This is a genomic window from Paracoccus sp. L-17 (assembly GCF_056857655.1).
Genome location: NZ_JBSXNM010000046.1, coordinates 241,352 through 262,311 on the forward strand (window position 1 = coordinate 241,352; position 20,960 = coordinate 262,311).

Consider the following 20,960-nt stretch of genomic DNA (forward strand, 5'->3'; position numbering starts at 1 on the left):
CAAGACAGGGTTCTGGCGCGAATCCCTTCCCCTCGGGCAGGCTTGGGGGCTATAAGCGGCGAAACCGCCGCGACAGGCAGGCAGACGGCAGTGAAAACATGACAGAGGATGGCATGAGCGACGATTCGATGAACGGCAAGCATCACGAAGGCGACGTCGCCTTCATCCAGTCCCTCGCGGAATTGCTGAACGCCAGCGAATTGAGCGAAATCTCGGTCAAGCGGGAATACGGCGAACATGACCGCCTGACCGTCAGCCTGTCGAAATACGGCAAGTCCGCGCCGGCAGCCCCTGCCGCGCCGGCACCACCGGCCCTGCCCACCGCCGCGCCCGTTTCCGGCCCGGCCCCCGCCCCTGCCGCTGGCGCGCATTCGGCCGACTCCGATCCGGCCAGCCTGCCGGGTGCCGTGACCTCGCCCATGGTCGGGACCGCCTATCTGTCGGCCGAACCCGGCGCCGCGCCCTTCGTCCAGATCGGCCAGCAGGTCGCCGAGGGCGAGACGCTGATGATCGTCGAGGCGATGAAGACAATGAACCACATCCCCTCGCCCCGCGCCGGCACGGTCAAGCGGATCCTGGTCGACGATGGCAGCCCGGTGGAATTCGGCGCCCCCCTGATGGTCGTCGAGTGAGGGCAGAATGTTCGACAAGATCCTGATCGCCAACCGGGGCGAGATCGCCCTGCGCGTGATCCGCGCCTGCCGCGAGATGGGCATCGCCTCGGTCGCGGTTCATTCGACCGCCGACGCCGATGCGATGCATGTCCGCATGGCCGACGAATCGGTCTGCATCGGGCCTGCGCCTTCCTCGGCCAGCTATCTGAACATGGCGGCCATCGTCTCGGCCTGCGAGATTACCGGGGCGCAGGCGATCCATCCCGGCTACGGATTTCTGTCCGAAAATGCCGGATTCGTGCAGATGCTGGAAGATCACGGCATCACCTTCATCGGCCCGCGCGCGGAACATATCCGCATCATGGGCGACAAGATCACCGCCAAGGACACGATGAGGGCGCTTGGCGTGCCCTGCGTTCCGGGCAGCGAGGGCGGCGTCGATGACGTGGAAGCAGCCCGCCAGGTCGCGGCCGAAATCGGCTATCCGGTGATCATCAAGGCGACGGCGGGGGGCGGCGGTCGCGGCATGAAGGTGGCGGCCGACGAAAAGGGGTTGGAGGTCGCCTTCCGCACCGCCCGGGCCGAGGCCAAGGCCGCCTTCGGCAACCCCGATGTCTATATCGAGAAATATCTGCAAAAGCCGCGTCACATCGAGATCCAGGTCTTCGGCGACGGCCGCGGCCGCGCCGTCCATCTGGGCGAGCGGGATTGTTCCCTGCAACGCCGCCACCAGAAGGTTCTGGAAGAGGCGCCAGGCCCCGCCATCACCCCCGAACAGCGCGACCGGATCGGCAAGACCTGCGCCGATGCAGTGGCCAAGATCGGCTATGCCGGCGCCGGCACGATCGAATTCCTGTTCGAGGACGGCGAATTCTACTTCATCGAGATGAACACCCGCCTTCAGGTCGAACATCCCGTGACCGAGGCGATCTTCGGCGTCGATCTGGTTCGGCAGCAGATCCGCGTCGCCGCAGGCGAGGAGATGGAGTTTCAGCAAGACAAGCTGTCGATCCGTGGCCACGCGATCGAGGTTCGCATCAATGCCGAAAAGGTGCCGGCCTTCAGCCCCTGCCCCGGCAGGATCACCCAATACCACGCGCCCGGCGGGTTGGGCGTCCGGATCGATTCCGCGCTGTATCAGGGCTATTCTATCCCGCCCTATTACGACAGCCTGATCGGCAAATTGATCGTGCATGGCCGTGACCGTCGCGAGGCGCTGGCGCGGCTCGACCGCGCCTTGGGCGAGATGATCGTGGATGGGATCGACACCACGATGCCGCTGTTCCGCGCCCTTCTGCAAGAGCCGGACATCCAGACCGGAAATTATTCGATTCACTGGCTGGAACGCTGGCTCGACCGGGCTTTCGGCTGAGCCGGCCGGGGTGATCGGCGCCGCGCAATTGCTGGCAGGCTACGCGCGCGGCGTCTTTCCCATGGCCGAAAGCGGTGACGACCCCAATCTTTACTGGTTCGATCCGCCGATGCGCGGGCTTCTGCCGGTCGGCGGTGTCCACGCATCGCGATCGTTGCGACGAGACTTGCGGCGTGGCGGCTGGTCGGCGCATCTGGATGGCGATTTCGACGCGGTGGTGGCTGCCTGCGCCGCCCGCGACGTGACCTGGATCAACGCTCCGCTGCGGCGGTTGTATCGCGAACTGCATGAGGCGGGCCATGCCGAGGCGCTTGAAATCCGTCGTGATGGTCATTTTGCCGGCGGCATCTTCGGGGTGACGCTTGGTGGCGCATTCTTTGGCGAATCCATGGCCTCGGCCCGGACGAACGGGTCCAAGCTGGCGCTGATCTGGCTGTCGGGCCACCTGGCGCGTTGCGGCTTCACGCTGTTCGACACCCAGTTCCTGACCCCACATCTGGCGCGGATGGGCGGTTTCGAATTGCCGCGCGGAACCTACCGCCAGCGATTGCAGGCCGCACTGGATCGCGATGCCGATTTCCGTCGCGCGACATTGCCCACCGCCGATCAGCTTTGGCAGGAAATCACCCAGACATCATAGCGGGCGTCGTCCAGGGCAGACAGGGCGGGCGACGAGGCGATCATCCAGCCGCTGAACAGCGTGACGTTCTGCGCCAGATCGGTGATGGTCAATTGCGCGAATGCGTCAGAGCTGGGATCGCCCGCCGGAAACCGGCATTCGCCCAGCCTGATCTGCAGCCGGTCATAACGCTTTGCCTCGCCCACCTGCAGCCGGATGTCCGTCGTCCGCCCCGACACCTTGTCCAGTCCGCGCAGCAAGGCGCCCTGTGCCCGCGCCACGTTTTGCGCGGCAGCCGGCTGGACCAGCGCCAGCACCAGAAGCGCGGCGCGGATCATGGCTGCGGCGGTCCCCTGTCGCCGCTGGCCTGGCTGTCGACGAATTTCATCATCAGTTGCAACAGGCTGACGGCGCCCTGAACCTCTTCGATCTCGTCGCCCGGGCGCAGGTCATCGGGGCTGCCGCCCGGCTGGATCAGGATATAGGAACCGCCCAGCAGCCCGTCCGACTGGATGATGGCGGCGCTGTCGACCGGCAGCGCCACGGTGTCGGGCAGGCTGATGCGCGCGTCGGCCATGTAGGTCTGCGAGTTCAGACTGATGGCGCTGACCCGGCCGACCTTGACGCCCGCCAGCCGAACCTCGGTGCCGACATCGATGCCGTCCACATCTGGAAAAGAGGCTGTCAATTCATAGCCGCCGCGTCCGGCCATCGTGCCGCCCAGGGCCCAGATCAGAAAGCCCGCGGCGACGGCCAGAACGACGCCGCCGGCCAGCAATTCGGCGCGCTGCTCTGCCCGCTGCTCGACCGCTGCCGTCATCTACTCGGGCTGCCACGCATCATAGTCGCGCCGCGGCGCGGGATCGGCCCGATACAAAGAGCCGGGTGGATAATAGGCGCCCGGGGTGCCGGTCATGTTTGGCACATGCGGCTTTTCCCAGGTCTTGTGGATCAACGGTGCTTCGGTCGGCGGCTCGGCCCAGGTGTGGTGCAGCCAGCCGTGCCATTCCGGGCTGATCCGGCTGGCCTCGGCCTCGCCCGAATAGATCACCCAGCGGCGCGAGCCGTCCTTGTTCCGATAGAAGAGATTGCCCTGATCGTCCTCGCCGACCTTGATGCCGTTCCGCCAGGTCCAGAACTGGGTGTTCAATGTCTGGCCGTTCCACCAGGTCAACATGCGCAGCAGCTTGGATTTCAGGGACATCGGCACCGGCCTCTTCATCATCTTCGCCGCAAGCTATGGCGCAAACAGCTTCTCAGGTCCAGCCTTCGCAGCGCGCAGGGGCATCGCCGGCACAGGGAAAAAGCCAGGCCGTCCGATTGCGGTTTTCGCCGGCCTGTCTGCGGCGCTCCCGGCCGGAACCGGCGCTGTCCCCGCAGCAGGCGCCAGCGTCGCCGTCAGCCGGCCGAGGCGCTTTCCTTCTTCTGATCGGCATGGATCAGAAGCGGTTTGACCGACGCATTCAGCACCGCATCCTCGTTCACGACAACCTCTTCGACGCTGTCCATGCCCGGCAGGTCGAACATCGTGTCAAGCAGGATATCCTCCATGATCGAACGCAGGCCCCGCGCGCCGGTCTTGCGCGCGATGGCGCGCTTGGCGATGGCGTCCAGCGCATCTTCGGTGAAGGTCAGCTGCACGCCTTCCAGATCGAACAGGCGCTGATACTGCTTGACCAGCGCGTTCTTAGGCTTGGTCAGGATGATGATCAGCGCATCTTCGTCCAGATCGGTCAGGGTCGCGATCACCGGCAGACGGCCCACGAATTCCGGGATCAGGCCGAATTTCAGCAGATCCTCGGGTTCCAGGTCCTTGAACGTCTCACCCACGCCGCGGTCATCGTTCTCTTTCACCTCGGCGCCGAAACCCATCGCCGTGCCCTTGTTGCGCTGCGAGATGATCCGGTCGAGTCCCGCGAAGGCCCCGCCGCAGATGAACAGGATATTGGTCGTATCCACCTGAAGGAATTCCTGCTGCGGATGCTTGCGGCCACCCTGCGGCGGCACGCTGGCCACCGTTCCCTCCATGATCTTCAGAAGCGCCTGCTGCACCCCCTCGCCGCTGACATCGCGGGTGATCGAGGGGTTGTCCGACTTGCGCGTGATCTTGTCCACCTCGTCGATATAGACGATGCCGCGTTGCGCGCGTTCGACATTGTATTCGCTGGATTGCAGCAGCTTGAGGATGATGTTCTCGACATCCTCGCCGACATAGCCGGCCTCGGTCAGGGTGGTTGCGTCGGCCATGGTGAAGGGCACATCCAGGATCCGCGCCAGCGTCTGCGCCAGCAGGGTCTTGCCGCAACCGGTCGGGCCGATCAGCAGGATGTTGGACTTGGCCAGTTCGATATCGGATTTCGCGCCATGGTTCAGCCGCTTGTAGTGATTGTGCACGGCGACCGACAGAACCCGCTTGGCATGTTCCTGCCCGATCACGTAATCGTCCAGAACCTGGCAGATCTCCTTCGGCGTCGGCACGCCGTCACCGGATTTCAGACCGCTGGACTTCGTTTCTTCGCGAATGATGTCCATGCACAATTCGACGCATTCATCGCAGATGAACACGGTCGGACCCGCGATCAGCTTGCGGACCTCGTGCTGGCTCTTGCCGCAAAAGCTGCAATAAAGCGTGTTCTTGCTGTCACCGCCGGACTGGTTGGCCATCGTCCACTTCCTTCATTTCCGCCCGCCGCCGGGGCCTGACGGGCGGCACGGCCGGGGCCCGGTCCGCGCCGCATTGGTCTGTTCCGCCGCCACCAGGATCGGCGGCGCGGATCGTCCTGCTCATGTTAGGGATGACGCGCCCGCGTCACAATCCCCCAAACGTGTCTATTTCTTCCCACTCTCGGCCTTGCCGCGCGGCTGCACCACCTCGTCGATCAGGCCCCATTCCTTTGCCTCGTCGGGCGACATGAAGCGGTCGCGTTCCAGCGCCTCCTCGACTTCGGCCAGTGATTTCCCGGTATGCTTCACATAGATTTCATTCAGCCGCCGCTTCAGCTTTTCGGTTTCGCGGGCGTGGATCAGGATATCGGTTGCCTGGCCCTGATAGCCGCCCGAGGGCTGGTGCACCATGACCCGGCTGTTGGGCAGCGAAAACCGCAGCCCCGGTTCGCCCGCCGCCAGCAGCAGCGATCCCATCGAGGCCGCCTGCCCCACCACCAGGGTCGAGACCTTGGGCCGGATATATTGCATCGTGTCATAGATCGACAGGCCAGAGGTCACGACCCCGCCAGGGCTGTTGATGTACATGCTGATGTCCTTCGACGGATTCTCCGCCTCGAGAAACAGCAATTGCGCGCAGACCAGCGTGGACATGCCGTCATGGACCGGACCCGAAACGAAGATGATGCGTTCCTTCAGCAGCCGCGAGAAGATGTCGTAGGCCCGTTCCCCGCGAGAGGTCTGTTCGACCACCATGGGAACGAGGGTGTTCATGTAGAATTCCGCCGGATCGCTCATCGTCTGTCCTTGCCTGTTATTCCCGTCCGCGCGATTCGACCGGGCGCTGTCCCATCCCTTAGCCGCGAAAGGTTGACAGAGTCTTAGTAACCGGCAAGGTCCGCCGCAAGGCATGGAACGAATTTCGCGCCGGGAGAGGCAGATGAAACTGATCGTGGGCCTGGGCAATCCGGGCATGAAATATACAGGGAACCGTCACAATATCGGTTTCATGGCGGTTGACCGCATCGCGACCGACCACGACCTGGGTCCGTGGAGGGCACGGTTTCAGGGCCAGAGCATCGAGGCACGGCTGGGTGAAAACCGCATTGCCCTGTTGAAACCGGGCACGTTCATGAACCTGTCGGGGCAATCGGTGGGCGAGGCCATGCGCTATCTGAAGCTGACGCCTGCCGATGTGATCGTGTTCCATGACGAACTGGATCTTGCGCCGGGCAAATGCCGGGTAAAGTCGGGCGGGGGTCACGCCGGCCATAACGGGCTGCGATCGATCCATCAGCATATCGGGCCGGAATACCAGCGTGTGCGGCTGGGCATCGGCCATCCGGGACACAAGGACCGGGTGGCGGCCTATGTTCTGTCGGACTTCGCCAGGTCCGATCGCGACTGGCTGGATGATCTGCTGCGCGGAATCGCGGATGGATCGCCGTTTCTGGCCGCAGGCGATGGCGGGCGGTTTCAGAACGCCGTCGCAGCCCGCACCCAGCCTGCGCGGAATACCGGCAGGACCGGGCCGGACCGGGCAGGATCCACAAAACCCTCGCCCGGCAGGACCGAAGGCAATCCCGCTCCGGCGACCGAGATCGAGGCCGCTCCGGCCAGCATGGCCGAGCGTCTGCGCGCATTGACCCGGCGGTTCCGATGAACGAAGCGGCGGTTCGGGCCGCGTTTCGCGATCAGGCGCGATCCTGCCGCGATCTGGGCTCACCGCTGACTGCGCGCGTCTGCGATCTGCTTGCGGATTGCCTGCGCCACGATTCGGGCGCGGTCGCGCGGCGCGTTCTGGACTGGCGCGGCGATCCCTCATCCAGCGCCGATTCCGTGCCTTTGCGGCTGTGCGGCGGGCTGCACGCGCTGGTCCTGCGCGGCGCCGCCCCAGCCTTGGCCCGCGCCTATGCCTCGGGCAGGGTGGACGCGGCGCTGTTGCTGTCGGTCCTGACCGCGCATGAGGCCTGTCTTCTGCGCTGGCTGGACAGCCCGCCGCAGACGAACGAGGTCGCGCGGTCGGCGGCGATCATCGCAGCAGCCCGGTTCCTCGCACAACGATGTGGCTTGCCGCTGAGGGCGCTGGAACTGGGCGCCTCGGCCGGTCTGAACCTGAATTTCGCGCATTACCATCTGCGGCCCGCGCACGCGCAGCCCGGCGCCCATGCCGACCGGCCTGCGTCCGACCAGGGCGCCGGCGTGACCTTGCGGCCGCGATGGGACGGACAGGTTCCAGCCGCAGAGTTCCGGTTGGCCGAGGCCGAGGGCGTCGATCTGCGGCCGGTCGATCCGGTGGCGGACCGGCTGCGGTTGCAGGCCTATTGCTGGGCGGATCAGTCGGCCCGGCTGGCCCGGCTGCGCGGCGCGCTGGACCTGGCGCGGGTCTTTCCGCCGCAGGTGGCGCAGGGCGATGCGGGCGACTGGCTGATTGCGCGTCTGGCCAAGGCCGCGCCGGGGCGCGTGACATTCGTCTGTCACACCGTGGCGGCACAATATTTTCCGGAAGCGACGCAAGGGGTTTGCGCGGCCGCCCTGCAGGCTGCGGCAGCGCGGGCCGGCCCGGACGCACCACTGGCGCATTTCGCGATGGAATCCGACGGGTGCGGCCCCGGCGCGGCGCTGTCGCTGCGGCTGTGGAACGGCGCCGTCCATGGCTGGTCGCTGGGGCGCGCGGATTTTCACGGCCGATGGGTGTCATGGCACCCTGCCCCCCTGCCATCGGGCTTGTGAACGGCGGGGGATTGGCCGACAGGCGCGGCTGGTTTATCCTGTTTCCAGGAGGAGACGAGGATGGAGCCATCCCTGAACGTTCTCGGCGGGCCATTGGAGACGTGTTCGGACCGGCCGAAGACCGGCTTCTTTCGCAACGGATGTTGCGATACCGGACCTGAGGATCGCGGCAGCCATACGATCTGCGTGATCGTGACCGACGAATTTCTGGCCATGTCGAAATATCTGGGCAACGATCTGTCCACGCCCCGACCGGAATTCCGCTTCGCCGGGCTGAAGGCTGGCGATCGCTGGTGCCTGTGCGCCGCGCGCTTTCTGCAGGCGGCGCAGGAAATGGCCGCGCCCAAGGTGGTCCTGGATGCGACGCATCGACGGGCGCTGGATATCGTTCCGCTGGAATTGCTGCAGGCTCATCAGGCGGAAGCGAATGGATGACAGGCCCCGGCGCAGGGGGCCACCTGCGCCCGACATGAATCCTTTGCGTGCGAAGACGACGTTTTCCAGGCCGGTCCGCCGGACGACCGGAAAAGGGGCCGGACGAATCCGGCCCCCGGTAATTCACAGCTGATCAAGCGTTACCCATTGGTGCCGTCGCCACCATCGGAATCTCCGCCATCCGAATCACCGCCGCCGGAATCCCCACCGCTGGAATTGCCACCCGCAGCATCGCCCCCGGCAGACGCACCGTCCGACGATCCTTCGGCCCCTGTATCCGCGCCATCCGTCGAACTGTCCGCGCCCGCGTCCGAGCCGTCGTCACCGGACATGCCATCATCGGAGTTGCCGTCGGTCATGCCGTCGCCGGTCATTCCATCGGTCATGCCATCGCCCGTCATGCCATCGCCCGTGGTATCGTCATCGGTGCTGCTGTCCTCGCCCATGCCGTCGTCGGACGCATCGTCATCGCCATCCATGCCGTCAGCATCCGAATCGGTCGCGGCACCCGCGGAGGCTGCCGGAACATTCCTTGAATCGCCGGCCGAGGCTCCTTCGGGTTCGCGGCGCAGCTCTTCGCCATTCACCGAAACCAAGCTTCCATTGGCCACGCTGTAGACCAGCTCGATCGGCTGTCCATCGCGCTGCGCGGTGACGGTCATCATCGGTCCTTCGCGCAGGATGCGGACATCGGTAAAGCCCTGCGCAATCAGCGTCTCGGCAACGACCTGATCGTTTTCGACCTGGACAACCAGCGGATAAGGCGATTCCGTCACCGCTCCGACCGAGGATTCCGCATCTGCGGCGGCACCGGGGACAATGGCCGTGTTGCCATCTTCGGTCTCGATCCTGGTCGCGTCATGGGCCAGGGCGGTGGTGCCCATCAGGGCTGTCAGCGCAGCGATCTTGCCGCCCGCCATCATCATCTTCATGGTATTGCTCAGCATGTCTAACCTCCGTCATGCGGTATGGAGGCCAAACGCGCGGCGGAAGCCATGCGGTTCATCTGCCGCTGCGTCATGCGAAACGAAAGCGGTTTTCCGCCGACCGGCACCGAGGCCCTTTGAAGGGGACCGCAGGGGCGAGACGACGCCGGTGATCCCTTCGCCAGCGGATCATCGTCCCGTGGCGCCGATCAGGGAATCCTTGCGTGGCTGCGGCTGGATCGGGGAAAGATCAGGATCGAACAGATCCTCGATAAACAGGCTGAGCAATTGCGGCCTGCTGGTCACGCCGGCCTTGCGGTAGACCGAGGTGGTCTGAGCCTTGACCGTGCCTTCCGATGTACCGCGCAGGGCGGCGATCTCCGACACGGACAGTCCTTTCAGGGCGAAAAGCGCCACGTCCCGTTCAGCCGGGGTCAGATTCCATTCGCAGAACCGCTGCGCAGTCAGTTCCATGAAGGCGGTCGAGGCACGGCGAAGCTTGGCCTCGGCCGCATGCCGGCCGCGCAGGGTCATCACCAGCATCCGCGCGCCCAGCCCGATCCCACCAAGCAGTCCCGCCGCGGCGGCGATGTCCAGATATTCGGTATACTGCCAGGAAAGAGGTTCGAAATAGATCCCCGCCACCGACAGCACCATGTCGCGCACCAGATAGGCGGCCGAGACAGTCTGCAACATGAGAATGACGATCAGAGGAATGTGCTTCAGCATCGGCGAACCCGGTCGACCGCGGACTTATCCATCGTCCGAGCCCTCACCGCCTTCGGAATTGCTTTCCGACCGATCGCCTGATTGGTCACCGGAGTTGTCGTGCCCGTTGTCGCCGATCTCGTCACTTCCCTCTGCGGTGGGTTGCTTTCCATCGGAACCCTCTTCGCCGTAGTGACCGATCGCTATGCCCGGCCGCGAGCGATCGCTTGCCGTCGACGGATCCGGGCCGTCGAACTGGCGGGGGCGCCGCAACAGGTCGCGCAGAATCGCACCGTTTCGCGGGTCGATCACGATTTCCCGGTCGAAGCGATCTTTTCTTGCCGTAATGACCAGCTTGCCCAGAAGTGTCCGGCGTGCCGTCACGTTGCGATAGCCCTGCGACAGAAGTTGCCTCGTCACCTGAGACGAGATGTCCGAAGGTTGATTTTCCGTCTGGGTCGTGGGCGCAGGCGCCACCTGCGTCGCGGTTTGTGCGAATGCGGATGTTCCGGCAATCGTCGCGGTCACCAGCGCGAAAAAGAGTCCAAGACGGGCGTCTGATATCGTCACGGTTCTTTCCGGATCCAGACAGGAGGACGGGCGCGATCGCGCCCGTCACCTGGGGTTTGCAAGCACCCGATTTGCGGGATTCCGCGCTCGGCGGGTTTTCGGATTATCGGGCGAAGGCCGGCGGCAATCAATCCTGTTGCTCACCATCGGCATGGTTGTCGGAGCCACCCGGGCCATCATCCGCCGTCTCGGCATCGCCCTTGCCGTCATCCGCCTTCTCGGCATCGCCCTTGCCGTCGTCGTGGCTGTCCTGACCCTGAGCTTCGTGGCTGACAGAATCATTGTCGACGCCTGCATTGCCTCCCTGGGTGCTGGAATGCTCGACCGAATCGTTGTCCGCGCCGGACCTGTCCTCGGCCGTGTCGCCGGCCGAGTTGGCGTGAAGGTTGACCGCGCCCTGCGTGTTGACGGTCCTGTTCACCTGGGCATAGGAAGCAGCCGCCCCCAGCATCAGGATTGTCGCTGCAAGGCTCAATTTCGTGCGCATGTCGTGTTCCTTTTGTGCTTGGCACCGGATCGTCCCGGCGTCTTGCAAACCTAGCAATCCAAGGTGGCCGCAGCCCATTGGACCACGGGACCAGGATCGGCGCGATAAACGAAAGTGCCATGCTGAAAACACGAAAGAAAAACAGACCTGGGAGGTCGCCCCGGCCGATTGCGGAGAGCCTGTTGCGCCTGGCCCCCTCATGCGGTGCCCCGGCCATGGCGCGATTCGCGGATGCGTGGGTTCAGGCCCGGATATCGACACCCAGATGCTTGGCAACGGTGAAGATGTCCTTGTCGCCGCGACCGCACATGTTCATCACGATCAGATGATCCGCCGGCAGATCGGGCGCGATCTTCATCACATGGGCCAAAGCGTGGCTGGGTTCGAGCGCCGGGATGATGCCCTCGGTCTCGCAGCACAATTGGAACGCTCTCAACGCCTCGTCGTCGGTGATGCTGACATATTGCGCCCGGTTCACGTCCTTCAGCCAGGCATGTTCCGGCCCGATGCCGGGATAATCCAGCCCGGCGCTGATCGAATGGCCTTCCAGAATCTGCCCGTCCTCGTCCTGCAACAGATAGGTGCGGTTGCCATGCAGCACCCCCGCGCGCCCGCCGGTCAGGCTGGCGCAATGCTGCATCCGGTCATCCACGCCCTTGCCGCCCGCCTCGACGCCGATGATCGCGACCTCGCTGTCGTCGAGGAATGGGTAGAACAGGCCCATCGCGTTCGATCCGCCCCCAATCGCCGCAATGATCGTGTCGGGCAGACGCCCCTCGCGCGCGAGGATCTGTTCGCGCGCTTCCTTGCCGATGATCGACTGGAAATCGCGGACCATGGCGGGATAGGGATGCGGCCCCGCCACGGTACCGATGCAGTAGAAAGTGTCGCGGACATTGGTGACCCAGTCGCGCAGCGCATCGTTCATGGCATCCTTCAACGTGCCGCGACCGCTGGTGACGGGGATCACGTCGGCGCCCAGCAGGCGCATCCGGAACACGTTGGGCGCCTGCCGTTCGACATCATGCGCGCCCATGTAGACCACGCATTGCAGACCGAACCGGGCGCAGACCGTGGCGGTCGCCACGCCGTGCTGGCCCGCCCCCGTTTCGGCGATGATCCGGGTCTTGCCCATCCGCCGGGCCAGAAGGATCTGGCCCAGCACGTTGTTGATCTTGTGCGCGCCCGTATGGTTCAATTCGTCGCGTTTCATGTAGATGCGCGCCCCGCCCAGCCGTTCGGTCAGCCGCTCGGCATGATAGAGCGGTGAGGGGCGACCGACATAATGGGTCCAGAGATCATCCATCTGCGCCCAGAAATCGGCGTCGGTCTTGGCGCGTTCGTATTCGGCCTCCAGTGACAGGATCAGCGGCATCAGCGTCTCGCTGACGAAACGGCCGCCATAGATGCCGAAGCGGCCCTGTTCATCGGGGCCGGTCTTGAAGCTGTTCACCAGATCGTCGGCCATGGGTCTGCCTTCACGGTTGGATTCGGGTATTGGGACAACGAAGAAGTCCAGAGGGTTTCTTATAACCGATATGGCCGGGCGTGAAGCCCGGGCGGTCACAGAAGCGCCGCGCACCCGTCCGGGTCGGGTTGCTGGTGAACCGGATCAGGGCGCAGCCTTCGGTGCGGGCGCGGTATTCGGCGTCGCGCATCAATGCCTCGCCAAGGCCACGACTGCGAAGATCCGGGGCGACGCACACGCCCTCGATCTGCGCGCGGCGGTTCAGACCAGCGGCGGGCTTATCCGGCGGCCCGGATGAAATCGAGGATCAGGTCGTGATCCTTGATCCCGGGCGCGGCCTCGACGCCGGAACTGACATCGACGGCCGGCGCGCGGGTCAGGCGGATCGCCTCGGCCACGTTCTGCGGCGTCAGCCCGCCCGCGAGAAACCAGGGCCGCAGCCAGCGCCGCGCGGAAAGCAGGTGCCAGTCGAAGGCCAGGCCGTTGCCGCCTGGCAGAACCGCGCCCTTTGGCGGCTTGGCATCGACCAGCAGCAGGTCGGCGACCAGTCCGTAATCGGTCAGCGCCGACAGATCCTCGGGACCGGAGACGCCCACGGCCTTCATCACGGGCAGGCCGGTCCGGGCCCTGATCGCGGAAACGCGGCCGGGCTGTTCGGTGCCGTGAAGCTGGATCATGTCCAGCGGCGCGGTGGACAGCACCTGATCCAGCGTCGCGTCGTCGGGATTCACGAACAGGCCGACCCGGGCTATTCCGGGCGGGACGACATCGGCCAGCGCCGCAGCCTGGTCAGGCGTCACCGCGCGGGGCGATCCGGCGAAGAAGACGAAGCCCAGGTAATGCGCGCCGGCCTCGACGGCGGTTCTGACATGTTCCCTTTCGCGCAGCCCGCAAATCTTGACCTGCGTCACGGCGATCTATCGCGAACTGGCGGGCAGCGACGTGCCGGGGGCGGGCTGGGCCGAGGCGCCGGAGCGCGGCGGCGTCGTGCTGGTCTTCGGTCGATCCAGGATCGCCAGCACCTCGTCGCGTGGCGCGGCATGGCGGTGGCGCAGTCCGCCGACCTCGTTTTCCAGCCGGGCGACCTCGGCGCTGCGCTGACGCGCCTCGCGGCGGATATGGGTTTCGCGCAGATATTCCCAGACCAGCCCGGCGAGCATCCCGACCGCGAAGGCCAGGAAAATGACGAAGAACAGGGGCAGGTTGACCGACCAGGTTCCGCCCAGGAATTGCCCGAAATTCGCCGGAAAGGCCGACAGCGTCACCATCTGGCGATTGGCGAGGGCGACCGCGATCAGCACGATGGCCAGAAGGGCTACGAACAGCAGACGGATGAAGCGCATGGGTGATCCTCGGATGGGGGCGCGCGGCGATGCGCGACGCGATCATCCCCGTTCTACGCCGGTCAGGCCTCGCCGTTCAACCGATCACGCAGCAATTTGCCGGTCTTGAAGAAGGGCACGTGCTTTTCGTCGACATCAACGGATTCGCCCGTGCGCGGATTGCGGCCGGTGCGGGCGTCGCGCTTCTTGACCGAAAATGCGCCGAAGCCGCGCAGTTCCACCCGATCGCCCCGTGCCATCGCGTCGATGATCTCCTCGAAGACCGTATTCACGATCCGCTCGACATCGCGCCTGAAGAGATGCGGATTTTCGTCGGCAATCTTCTGGATCAATTCGGAACGGATCATCATGCCCCCCTGATGTTTGCTGCTGTCCAGGCCGCCAAGGCAGACCGAACCCTGTGACCGAAAGCAACGCACGAAAACACCCACAAGTTTCCTAGCGATGCCAGCTTTGACGTTTTCGCGCAAGCTGCTTGTTTCGGCCAAGCCCTGAAAACTGCTGGGGAAAACGCCAGAATGACGTCAGGTACACGCCCCGGTTCAGGCAAGGAAGAACCCGCCCGCGGCGGTGGCCGGGGCGGGTGTCGGGTCGTGGGACGGGCGCGCCTACTTGTCGCGGTTCAGCGCGGCGCCCAGGATATCGCCCAGCGACGCACCCGAATCCGAGCTGCCATAGGTGTCGATCGCTTCCTTTTCCTCGGCGATCTCGCGGGCCTTGATCGACAGACCCAGGCGGCGGGTCTTGGTATCGATATTGGTGACGCGCGCATCCACCTTGTCGCCGAGCTGGAACCGCTCGGGACGCTGGTCCTGACGATCACGGGCCAGATCGCTGCGGCGGATGAACGACTTGACGCCATTATATTCCACCTCGATGCCACCATCCTCGATGGCGCTGACCACGGCCGTCACGATCGAGCCACGCTTCACGCCGTCGACCGCCTCGGCCATATGCTCGTTCTCGAGCGCCTTGATCGACAGGCTGATCCGTTCTTTCTCGACATCCACGTCCTGGACGACGGCCTTGACCATGTCGCCCTTGCGGAAGTCCTGGATGGCATCCTCGCCGCGCGCGTCCCAGCTGATGTCGGACAGATGGACCATGCCGTCGATATCGCCTTCCAGGCCCACGAACAGACCGAATTCGGTGATGTTCTTGACCTCGCCCTCGATGACGGTGCCGGTCGGATGGGTTTCGGCGAAAACCTCCCACGGGTTGCGCATGGTCTGTTTCAGACCCAGCGAGACGCGGCGCTTGGCTTCGTCGATCTCCAGCACCATCACTTCGACTTCCTGAGAGGTCGAGACGATCTTGCCCGGATGGACGTTCTTCTTGGTCCAGCTCATTTCGCTGACATGGACCAGACCCTCGACACCGGCCTCCAGTTCCACGAAGGCACCGTAATCGGTGATGTTGGTCACGCGGCCCTGATGGACGCTGCCCAGCGGGAACTTGTCGGTGACGGTATCCCAGGGATCGGCCTGAAGCTGCTTCATGCCCAGGCTGATGCGGTGGCTGTCCTTGTTGATCTTGATGACCTGGACCTTCACCGTCTCGCCGATCGACAGGATCTCGGAGGGGTGGTTCACGCGGCGCCACGCCATGTCGGTGACGTGCAACAGGCCATCAACACCACCCAGATCGACGAAGGCGCCGTATTCGGTGATGTTCTTGACGACGCCGTCGACCGTCTGACCCTCGGTCAGGTTGGCGATGACCTCGGCGCGCTGTTCGGCACGCGATTCTTCCAGAATGGCGCGACGCGACACGACGATATTGCCGCGGCGACGATCCATCTTCAGGATCTGGAACGGCTGTTTCAGACCCATCAGCGGGCCGGCATCGCGCACCGGACGCACATCGACCTGCGAGCCTGGCAGGAAGGCCACGGCGCCGCCCAGATCGACGGTAAAGCCGCCCTTGACGCGACCGAAGATGGCGCCCTCGACGCGCTCTTCATCGGCATAGGCTTTTTCCAGACGGTCCCAGGCTTCCTCGCGGCGGGCCTTTTCGCGGCTGATCGAGGCTTCGCCGCGGGCGTTTTCCACGCGGTCCAGATAGACCTCGACCTCGTCGCCGACGGTGATGTTGGCCTCTTCGCCGGGATTTGCAAATTCTTTCAGATCGACGCGGCCTTCCATCTTGTAGCCGACATCGATGATGGCCTGACCCGCCTCGATGGCGATGACGCGGCCCTTGACGACGCTGCCCTCATCGGGCGTGTCCATGTCGAAGCTTTCGTTCAGGAGGGCTTCGAATTCCTCCATCGTCGCTTTAGCGCACATATATGATCGGTTTCCTTTGGTTCGATTTCACTGGCCTGACGGTTGGCTCCGCCGGTCTTTATGATGCCCGTCGCGGCAACGACAAAGGGTCGCGGCACGATGCCCGACCCGTTCCCATGCGGCCTGTTCTGACCCTGTCGCCCGATTGACTGGATCGGATATAGTCAGGAAAGACGCGAAACTCAACGGGGAAAGTGCCTTGCGACGCTGATCGGACGACAAGGCGGCGAACGATCGTCCCGATATGTCGGGACGGAAATATCGCTTGCCTGCCGAGGCAGGATTCCGTTAGGTTCGGGCGGATATTACGACATGCCGAGATCCGAATGCGCCCGTTCCTGATCGCCGCGGCTTTCGTGGCCGCGCTGCCCGCCCATGCCGGCGATGTCACCGTCTTCGCGGCGGCCTCGCTGAAGACCGCGCTGGACCTGATCGCCGCCGACTTCACCACGAAGACCGGCGATCGGGTGGCGATATCCTATGCCGGATCGGGACAATTGGCCCGACAGATCATCGCCGGGGCGCCGGCGGACCTGTTCATCTCGGCCAATGTCGCCTGGATGGACGAGGTCCAGGACGCGGGTCTGGTGGCCGATGGCGCGCGCAAGGATCTGCTGGGCAACAGGCTGGTGCTGATCGCCCCTGCAAGGAAGGATGGTGCGCCGCCGGACGAGATCGGACCCGACACCGATCTGCAAGGATTGCTGGAGGGCGGCAAGCTGGCCATGGCGCTGGTCGATGCCGTGCCGGCCGGGCAATATGGCAGGGCGGCGCTGGTCAATCTGGGGTTGTGGGACGATGTGCGGGCCGACGTGGCGCAGGCCGACAATGTGCGCGCAGCCCTGGCACTGGTTTCGGCCGGGGAGGCGCCGTTGGGCGTGACCTATGCGACCGATGCCGTGGCCGACCCCGATGTCAGCGTGGTGGGCACCTTTCCAGCCGGCAGTTATCCACCGATCATCTACCCGGCCGCCTTGCTGAAGAACGCCGATGACGCCTCGGCGCGGTCCTTTTATCAGGCGCTGTCGGGAAAGGCCGCCGGGCAGATCTTCGAGGCTCAGGGCTTCAGGATGCTGAACTAGCGTGCCGGACTGGCTGTCCCCGCAGGAATGGCAGGCGGTCGCGCTGTCGCTGAAGGTCTCGGCGGTGGCGGTGCTGGCCAGCCTGCCGCCGGGTTTGCTGGTGGCCTATGCGCTGGCGCGCTGGCGGTTTGCGGGCCGCGGGCTTCTGAACGGGCTGGTCCATCTGCCGCTGGTCCTGCCGCCGGTCGTGACCGGCTATCTGCTGCTGCTGACCTTCGGCCGGCGCGGCAGCATCGGTGCATTCCTCGACCAGTTCGGCATCGTCTTCGCCTTTCGCTGGACGGGCGCGGCGCTGGCCGCTGCGATCATGGCCTTTCCGCTGATGGTCCGCGCGATCCGGCTGGCCATCGAGGCGGTGGACCCGAAACTGGAACAGGCCGCCTCGACGCTGGGCGCATCGCGGCCATGGGTCTTCGCGACCATCACCCTGCCGCTGATCCTGCCCGGAATCCTTGCGGGCATGATCCTGGGCTTTGCCAAGGCAATGGGCGAATTCGGTGCGACGATCACCTTCGTGTCCAACATTCCCGGCCAGACCCAGACCCTGCCCTCGGCCATCTATGCCTTCCTTCAGGTGCCGGGGGGCGAGGGCGCGGCCGTGCGGCTGGTCCTGATCGCCGTCGCCATTGCCATGGGCGCGCTGTTCCTGTCCGAAGCCCTGTCGCGCGCCGTGGCCCGCCGCATCGGGGGCGGATGATGCTGTCCGTCGCCATCCGCCACGCCTTTGCGGACTTCACGCTGGATGCGCGATTCGAGGCCCCGGCCGGCGTTACCGCCCTGTTCGGCCAGTCGGGATCGGGCAAGACCAGCATCGTCAACGCCGTCGCCGGCCTGATGCGCCCCGACCACGCCCGCATCGAGGCTGGCGGCACCGTCCTGACGGATACCGCGGCACGCCGATTTCTTCCGCCCCACCGGCGCGGTATCGGCTATGTCTTTCAGGAGGCGCGGCTGTTTCCGCATCTCAGCGTGCGGCAGAACCTGCTTTACGGACGCCGCTTCTCGCATGGCGGCGGCGCCGTGCAGGATCGCGTGGTCGAGATGCTGGGCATCGGGCATCTGTTGCAGCGCCGTCCCGCAGCCCTGTCGGGGGGCGAACGCCAGAGGGTGGCCCTGGGCCGCGCGATCCTGTCCAATCCCCGCCTGCTGCTGATGGACGAGCCCCTCGCGGCGCTGGATCAGGCCCGCAAGGACGGAATCCTGCCCTATCTGGAACGTCTGAGGGACGAGACCGGCCTGCCGATCCTCTATGTCAGCCATTCCGCCGCCGAGGTTGCGCGGCTTGCAAACACCATCGTGCTGCTGCGGGCCGGCCGCGTCGCCGCATCCGGCCCCGCCGCGCAGATCCTGTCCGATCCCGCCACAGCGCCGCTTCTGGGTCCGCGCGAGGTGGGCGCGATCCTGTCCGCGCGGATCGAGGCGCAGGAGGCCGACGGCCTGACGCGCCTTGCAAGTGCTGCCGGGCCCTTGTGGCTGTCGCGGATCGACAGCGCGACGGGCGCCGTGCTGCGCCTGCGGATTCTGGCGCAGGACGTGATGATCGCGCTGGATCGCCCGACGGGCATCTCGGCGCTGAACGTGCTGGCGGGCGTGGTCCGCGACCTGACCCCCGATGATGGCGCCATGCTGGTGCGGCTGGAGGCAGGATCCCAGACGCTGCTGGCGCGGATCACGACACGATCGGCCCAGGCGCTGGCGCTGCATCCGGGCAAGCCGGTTCACGCGGTGCTGAAGGCGGTTTCCGTCGCGCCGGGCAGTATCGGCTCGGGTTCGGATCCTTCGATCAGCCGCCATGCGCCGCCGGCGCGCGACAGCCGCAGCGTCTGAGGCGGGTCGAAATCGTCCTGCGCCATGGGCGCGACATGGCGGTGGATCACCGCCTCGTCGCCGTCGATGTCCAGCACCGCGAATTCGTTCTGCCTGTCGCTTTCGCGCGCGCACAGCGCCGTGCCCGCCTGCACCTGAAGAATGCGCCGATGGCCGTGATCCAGCAGGTTCGCGGCGCTCCAGACGTGCAGATGGCCGCTGAAAACCATGCTGACGCCCGCCGCTTCCAGGCGTCGCAGCAATTGCGGGGCGCGGGCGGCCAGTTCCTTGTCCACACCCGGCATGTGCTGCAACGGATGATGCAGCGCGACGATGTTCACCGCCAGCGGATCAAGGCTGGCGGTCAGTCGGGCGATCTCTCCATCGCGGATCACGCCGCGCTGCCAGGCAAAGGGATCGACGCTGTTCAGGCCCAGCACGCGGACCCTGCCCGCAACGCCGGCCGGATCAAGATCGGGGTTGATCGCCAGCCGGTAGCCGCGCCAGGGGATCAGGAAACGCACCGGGATATTGTAGAGCGGCACGTCATGGTTTCCCGGCACGCTCAGCACCGGCGCGGTGATACGCGACAGGAAATCGGCGGCCAGCCCGTATTGACCGGGACGTCCACGATGGGTCAGATCACCGGTGACGACGACCAGATCCGCAGCCGCCCGGTTGATCCGCGCCAGCAGCGGTTCGACAAGAGACTGACGGTGAAACCCGAAATGCAGATCCGACAGATGCAGGATCCGGGTCATCCGCCGTTGTCCCTTGTCTTGTTGACCCCGTCCGCCGGCAACAGCACCTGCAAACCGTCATGCCAGACCCGCAGGCGGAACGGACTGGCCATTACCGTCTTTTCGCCGTCATGGGCGACCAGCATCCTGTGCTTGCGCGATTCGATCGTGACCTCATCGGTCTCGATCAGGTCGAAATCGCTGTTTCGGGCGGAAAACCCGAAGGCCAGCCGCAACGCAGAGCGGATCAGCGGCATCGGCTTCAGCGCCTTCGCGATCAGCAATGCGAACTTGCCCTGCCGGATCGCGTCTGCGCCTTCCAGCCCGAAATTGTCCAGCTGATAGGCGCTGCGGGCGACGAAGACCAGCGCGGTCGTGACATCGCGCGTATCGCCGTTCACGCGGGCTTTCAATTGCATCGGGTGGCGCAGGCGGCGCAGGGCGACCAGCACCGACCAATAGGCCGCGATCCGCGACCGGCCCCAGCGCTTGTAGATGCTTTCACGAGTCTTCAGGATATGTGGATAGGCGCCAAGGCTGACATTGTTCAGAAAGATGAGATTTTCGATCTGGCCGATGTCGATCGGACGGGCGCAACCGTTGCAGATGGTCTCCAGCGCATCCTCGATCGTCTCGCCGACGCCCAGGTCGCGGGCAAAGTAGTTGAAGGTTCCGCCGGGCAGAATACCCATGACGGCCTCTGTCCCGGCCAGCGCCCCGGCCACTGCCGATTGCGTGCCATCCCCGCCGCAGGCGATGATCAGGCCAAAGCCGTCGCCGACCGCCTGCCGCGCCATGTCGGTCAGATCGCTGCCGCGTGTCGTGGGACGGATCTCGAAATGCGCGCAGCGCGGCTTCAGTGCGTCCTCGATCTGGCCGCGCAGTCGTTTCTCCTTTCCGCGGCCCGAGCCCCGGTTCATCACCACGCAGACGCGCAGTCGCGACAGATCCAGCGTCTCGGACATTTCCTGCTCCCGCGGTTCTTCATGCCTTTGCGGATCCAACCCGCGACTGGCAGCCGGGTTTCACGCAAAGGCAAAGAACGACACGACAGGCCGGGGTGCTGCGACATCAGGATCTCGTGAAGGCCATTTCAGCCGCCGCG

Annotated in this window: 26 protein-coding genes; 9 read left to right on the forward strand and 17 right to left on the reverse strand. The window is 65.1% G+C overall.

Translation table 11 applies throughout. From position 1 onward, the window contains the following. Positions 1-113: 113 nt before the first annotated feature. Genes accB through aat form a run of 3 tightly spaced genes read left to right on the forward strand, consistent with a single transcriptional unit; the run spans position 114 to position 2,626 of the window. Positions 114-632: an acetyl-CoA carboxylase biotin carboxyl carrier protein gene (gene accB / locus AC13CR_RS18060; RefSeq protein ID WP_293766520.1), complete on the forward strand. Its 519-nt coding sequence runs from the start codon at positions 114-116 to the stop codon at positions 630-632. Positions 633-639: 7 nt separating this feature from the next. Continuing rightward, the gene (accC, locus tag AC13CR_RS18065; protein WP_292952479.1) at positions 640-1,986 is read left to right on the forward strand and encodes an acetyl-CoA carboxylase biotin carboxylase subunit; all 1,347 of its coding nucleotides are present in this window, start codon (positions 640-642) and stop codon (positions 1,984-1,986) included. Positions 1,987-1,996: 10 nt separating this feature from the next. Then, entirely contained in the window at positions 1,997-2,626 is a 630-nt protein-coding gene (aat, locus tag AC13CR_RS18070) for a leucyl/phenylalanyl-tRNA--protein transferase (protein WP_292952476.1), read from the forward strand. On the opposite strand, the gene AC13CR_RS18075 is transcribed toward aat, so the two are convergent. From AC13CR_RS18075 to AC13CR_RS18095, 5 genes are all read right to left on the reverse strand, one after another. Then, the gene (locus AC13CR_RS18075) at positions 2,593-2,943 is read right to left on the reverse strand and encodes a DUF2155 domain-containing protein (RefSeq protein ID WP_292952473.1); all 351 of its coding nucleotides are present in this window, start codon (positions 2,941-2,943) and stop codon (positions 2,593-2,595) included. The two genes, aat and AC13CR_RS18075, sit on opposite strands and share 34 nt — an antisense overlap. Continuing rightward, complete coding sequence (gene mlaD, locus AC13CR_RS18080; RefSeq protein WP_292952470.1) at positions 2,940-3,425, reverse strand: outer membrane lipid asymmetry maintenance protein MlaD; 486 nt, start codon at positions 3,423-3,425, stop codon at positions 2,940-2,942. Before mlaD ends, AC13CR_RS18075 begins: the two co-directional genes overlap by 4 nt. Further along, the gene (locus AC13CR_RS18085) at positions 3,426-3,809 is read right to left on the reverse strand and encodes an NADH:ubiquinone oxidoreductase subunit NDUFA12 (RefSeq protein WP_292952467.1); all 384 of its coding nucleotides are present in this window, start codon (positions 3,807-3,809) and stop codon (positions 3,426-3,428) included. It abuts the gene before it with no gap. Positions 3,810-4,003: 194 nt separating this feature from the next. Further along, positions 4,004-5,269: an ATP-dependent Clp protease ATP-binding subunit ClpX gene (clpX, locus tag AC13CR_RS18090; RefSeq protein WP_292952464.1), complete on the reverse strand. Its 1,266-nt coding sequence runs from the start codon at positions 5,267-5,269 to the stop codon at positions 4,004-4,006. A 165-nt stretch (positions 5,270-5,434) separates the two neighbouring features. Beyond that, on the reverse strand, positions 5,435-6,067 hold the full coding sequence (locus tag AC13CR_RS18095; protein WP_292952461.1) for an ATP-dependent Clp protease proteolytic subunit: 633 nt from the start codon (positions 6,065-6,067) through the stop codon (positions 5,435-5,437). 142 nt (positions 6,068-6,209) lie between these two features. On the opposite strand from AC13CR_RS18095, the gene pth reads away from it, so the two are divergent. From pth to AC13CR_RS18110, 3 genes are read left to right on the forward strand one after another with little or no spacing between them, the layout of a single operon-like run. Continuing rightward, on the forward strand, positions 6,210-6,932 hold the full coding sequence (gene pth, locus AC13CR_RS18100; RefSeq protein ID WP_292978192.1) for an aminoacyl-tRNA hydrolase: 723 nt from the start codon (positions 6,210-6,212) through the stop codon (positions 6,930-6,932). Next, a complete protein-coding gene (locus AC13CR_RS18105) occupies positions 6,929-8,002 on the forward strand; it encodes a DUF2332 domain-containing protein (RefSeq protein ID WP_482900934.1) in 1,074 nt (357 codons plus the stop codon). Before pth ends, AC13CR_RS18105 begins: the two co-directional genes overlap by 4 nt. Positions 8,003-8,062: 60 nt before the next feature. Beyond that, positions 8,063-8,437: a DUF2237 family protein gene (locus AC13CR_RS18110; RefSeq protein WP_293014262.1), complete on the forward strand. Its 375-nt coding sequence runs from the start codon at positions 8,063-8,065 to the stop codon at positions 8,435-8,437. 140 nt (positions 8,438-8,577) lie between these two features. Here the strand turns inward: AC13CR_RS18110 and AC13CR_RS18115 are convergent, their stop codons facing one another. The 10 genes from AC13CR_RS18115 to rpsA all read right to left on the reverse strand — a co-directional run bounded on the left by AC13CR_RS18115 (position 8,578) and on the right by rpsA (position 16,227). Beyond that, complete coding sequence (locus tag AC13CR_RS18115; RefSeq protein ID WP_482900935.1) at positions 8,578-9,384, reverse strand: hypothetical protein; 807 nt, start codon at positions 9,382-9,384, stop codon at positions 8,578-8,580. A gap of 168 nt (positions 9,385-9,552) precedes the next feature. Further along, complete coding sequence (locus tag AC13CR_RS18120) at positions 9,553-10,092, reverse strand: helix-turn-helix transcriptional regulator (RefSeq protein ID WP_292951035.1); 540 nt, start codon at positions 10,090-10,092, stop codon at positions 9,553-9,555. A gap of 24 nt (positions 10,093-10,116) precedes the next feature. After that, positions 10,117-10,599, reverse strand: coding sequence for a hypothetical protein (locus AC13CR_RS18125; RefSeq protein ID WP_482900936.1), 483 nt, complete (start codon positions 10,597-10,599; stop codon positions 10,117-10,119). Positions 10,600-10,768: 169 nt separating this feature from the next. Beyond that, complete coding sequence (locus AC13CR_RS18130; protein ID WP_293014253.1) at positions 10,769-11,128, reverse strand: hypothetical protein; 360 nt, start codon at positions 11,126-11,128, stop codon at positions 10,769-10,771. 241 nt (positions 11,129-11,369) lie between these two features. Next, entirely contained in the window at positions 11,370-12,596 is a 1,227-nt protein-coding gene (gene trpB / locus AC13CR_RS18135; RefSeq protein WP_446232306.1) for a tryptophan synthase subunit beta, read from the reverse strand. Positions 12,597-12,606: 10 nt separating this feature from the next. Continuing rightward, the gene (locus AC13CR_RS18140; RefSeq protein ID WP_349675816.1) at positions 12,607-12,897 is read right to left on the reverse strand and encodes a GNAT family N-acetyltransferase; all 291 of its coding nucleotides are present in this window, start codon (positions 12,895-12,897) and stop codon (positions 12,607-12,609) included. Continuing rightward, complete coding sequence (locus tag AC13CR_RS18145) at positions 12,875-13,513, reverse strand: phosphoribosylanthranilate isomerase (RefSeq protein ID WP_446233457.1); 639 nt, start codon at positions 13,511-13,513, stop codon at positions 12,875-12,877. Before AC13CR_RS18145 ends, AC13CR_RS18140 begins: the two co-directional genes overlap by 23 nt. Then, on the reverse strand, positions 13,514-13,939 hold the full coding sequence (locus AC13CR_RS18150; RefSeq protein ID WP_292951043.1) for a LapA family protein: 426 nt from the start codon (positions 13,937-13,939) through the stop codon (positions 13,514-13,516). Positions 13,940-14,001: 62 nt separating this feature from the next. After that, positions 14,002-14,286: an integration host factor subunit beta gene (gene ihfB / locus AC13CR_RS18155; protein ID WP_292951045.1), complete on the reverse strand. Its 285-nt coding sequence runs from the start codon at positions 14,284-14,286 to the stop codon at positions 14,002-14,004. A gap of 261 nt (positions 14,287-14,547) precedes the next feature. Beyond that, positions 14,548-16,227, reverse strand: a complete 1,680-nt coding sequence (gene rpsA, locus AC13CR_RS18160; RefSeq protein ID WP_292951047.1) for a 30S ribosomal protein S1 — start codon at positions 16,225-16,227, stop codon at positions 14,548-14,550. A 326-nt stretch (positions 16,228-16,553) separates the two neighbouring features. On the opposite strand from rpsA, the gene modA reads away from it, so the two are divergent. From modA to modC, 3 genes are read left to right on the forward strand one after another with little or no spacing between them, the layout of a single operon-like run. After that, complete coding sequence (modA, locus tag AC13CR_RS18165) at positions 16,554-17,309, forward strand: molybdate ABC transporter substrate-binding protein (RefSeq protein ID WP_335661497.1); 756 nt, start codon at positions 16,554-16,556, stop codon at positions 17,307-17,309. Position 17,310: 1 nt separating this feature from the next. Beyond that, complete coding sequence (gene modB, locus AC13CR_RS18170) at positions 17,311-18,006, forward strand: molybdate ABC transporter permease subunit (RefSeq protein ID WP_446232387.1); 696 nt, start codon at positions 17,311-17,313, stop codon at positions 18,004-18,006. Further along, complete coding sequence (gene modC, locus AC13CR_RS18175) at positions 18,003-19,136, forward strand: molybdenum ABC transporter ATP-binding protein (RefSeq protein ID WP_292955635.1); 1,134 nt, start codon at positions 18,003-18,005, stop codon at positions 19,134-19,136. The genes modB and modC overlap by 4 nt, the downstream gene beginning before the upstream one ends. On the opposite strand, the gene AC13CR_RS18180 is transcribed toward modC, so the two are convergent. Together AC13CR_RS18180 and AC13CR_RS18185 are read right to left on the reverse strand one after the other, a co-directional pair. Beyond that, the gene (locus tag AC13CR_RS18180) at positions 19,028-19,876 is read right to left on the reverse strand and encodes a metallophosphoesterase family protein (RefSeq protein ID WP_292955638.1); all 849 of its coding nucleotides are present in this window, start codon (positions 19,874-19,876) and stop codon (positions 19,028-19,030) included. The genes modC and AC13CR_RS18180 overlap by 109 nt on opposite strands. After that, the gene (locus AC13CR_RS18185) at positions 19,873-20,820 is read right to left on the reverse strand and encodes a diacylglycerol/lipid kinase family protein (protein WP_292955641.1); all 948 of its coding nucleotides are present in this window, start codon (positions 20,818-20,820) and stop codon (positions 19,873-19,875) included. Before AC13CR_RS18185 ends, AC13CR_RS18180 begins: the two co-directional genes overlap by 4 nt. Positions 20,821-20,960 lie beyond the last annotated feature (140 nt).

Coding starts and splice junctions, on each gene's coding strand:
- modA (WP_335661497.1), top strand. CDS start 16,554: ATGCGCCCGTTCCTGATCGCCGCGGCTTTCGTGGCCGCGCTGCCCGCC.
- accC (WP_292952479.1), top strand. CDS start 640: ATGTTCGACAAGATCCTGATCGCCAACCGGGGCGAGATCGCCCTGCGC.
- rpsA (WP_292951047.1), bottom strand. CDS start 16,227: ATGTGCGCTAAAGCGACGATGGAGGAATTCGAAGCCCTCCTGAACGAA.
- AC13CR_RS18120 (WP_292951035.1), bottom strand. CDS start 10,092: ATGCTGAAGCACATTCCTCTGATCGTCATTCTCATGTTGCAGACTGTC.
- AC13CR_RS18150 (WP_292951043.1), bottom strand. CDS start 13,939: ATGCGCTTCATCCGTCTGCTGTTCGTAGCCCTTCTGGCCATCGTGCTG.
- AC13CR_RS18130 (WP_293014253.1), bottom strand. CDS start 11,128: ATGCGCACGAAATTGAGCCTTGCAGCGACAATCCTGATGCTGGGGGCG.
- pth (WP_292978192.1), top strand. CDS start 6,210: ATGAAACTGATCGTGGGCCTGGGCAATCCGGGCATGAAATATACAGGG.
- mlaD (WP_292952470.1), bottom strand. CDS start 3,425: ATGACGGCAGCGGTCGAGCAGCGGGCAGAGCAGCGCGCCGAATTGCTG.
- trpB (WP_446232306.1), bottom strand. CDS start 12,596: ATGGCCGACGATCTGGTGAACAGCTTCAAGACCGGCCCCGATGAACAG.
- AC13CR_RS18110 (WP_293014262.1), top strand. CDS start 8,063: ATGGAGCCATCCCTGAACGTTCTCGGCGGGCCATTGGAGACGTGTTCG.
- AC13CR_RS18085 (WP_292952467.1), bottom strand. CDS start 3,809: ATGTCCCTGAAATCCAAGCTGCTGCGCATGTTGACCTGGTGGAACGGC.
- accB (WP_293766520.1), top strand. CDS start 114: ATGAGCGACGATTCGATGAACGGCAAGCATCACGAAGGCGACGTCGCC.
- AC13CR_RS18075 (WP_292952473.1), bottom strand. CDS start 2,943: ATGATCCGCGCCGCGCTTCTGGTGCTGGCGCTGGTCCAGCCGGCTGCC.
- modC (WP_292955635.1), top strand. CDS start 18,003: ATGATGCTGTCCGTCGCCATCCGCCACGCCTTTGCGGACTTCACGCTG.
- AC13CR_RS18105 (WP_482900934.1), top strand. CDS start 6,929: ATGAACGAAGCGGCGGTTCGGGCCGCGTTTCGCGATCAGGCGCGATCC.
- AC13CR_RS18180 (WP_292955638.1), bottom strand. CDS start 19,876: ATGACCCGGATCCTGCATCTGTCGGATCTGCATTTCGGGTTTCACCGT.
- AC13CR_RS18115 (WP_482900935.1), bottom strand. CDS start 9,384: ATGCTGAGCAATACCATGAAGATGATGATGGCGGGCGGCAAGATCGCT.
- AC13CR_RS18095 (WP_292952461.1), bottom strand. CDS start 6,067: ATGAGCGATCCGGCGGAATTCTACATGAACACCCTCGTTCCCATGGTG.
- clpX (WP_292952464.1), bottom strand. CDS start 5,269: ATGGCCAACCAGTCCGGCGGTGACAGCAAGAACACGCTTTATTGCAGC.
- ihfB (WP_292951045.1), bottom strand. CDS start 14,286: ATGATCCGTTCCGAATTGATCCAGAAGATTGCCGACGAAAATCCGCAT.
- AC13CR_RS18185 (WP_292955641.1), bottom strand. CDS start 20,820: ATGTCCGAGACGCTGGATCTGTCGCGACTGCGCGTCTGCGTGGTGATG.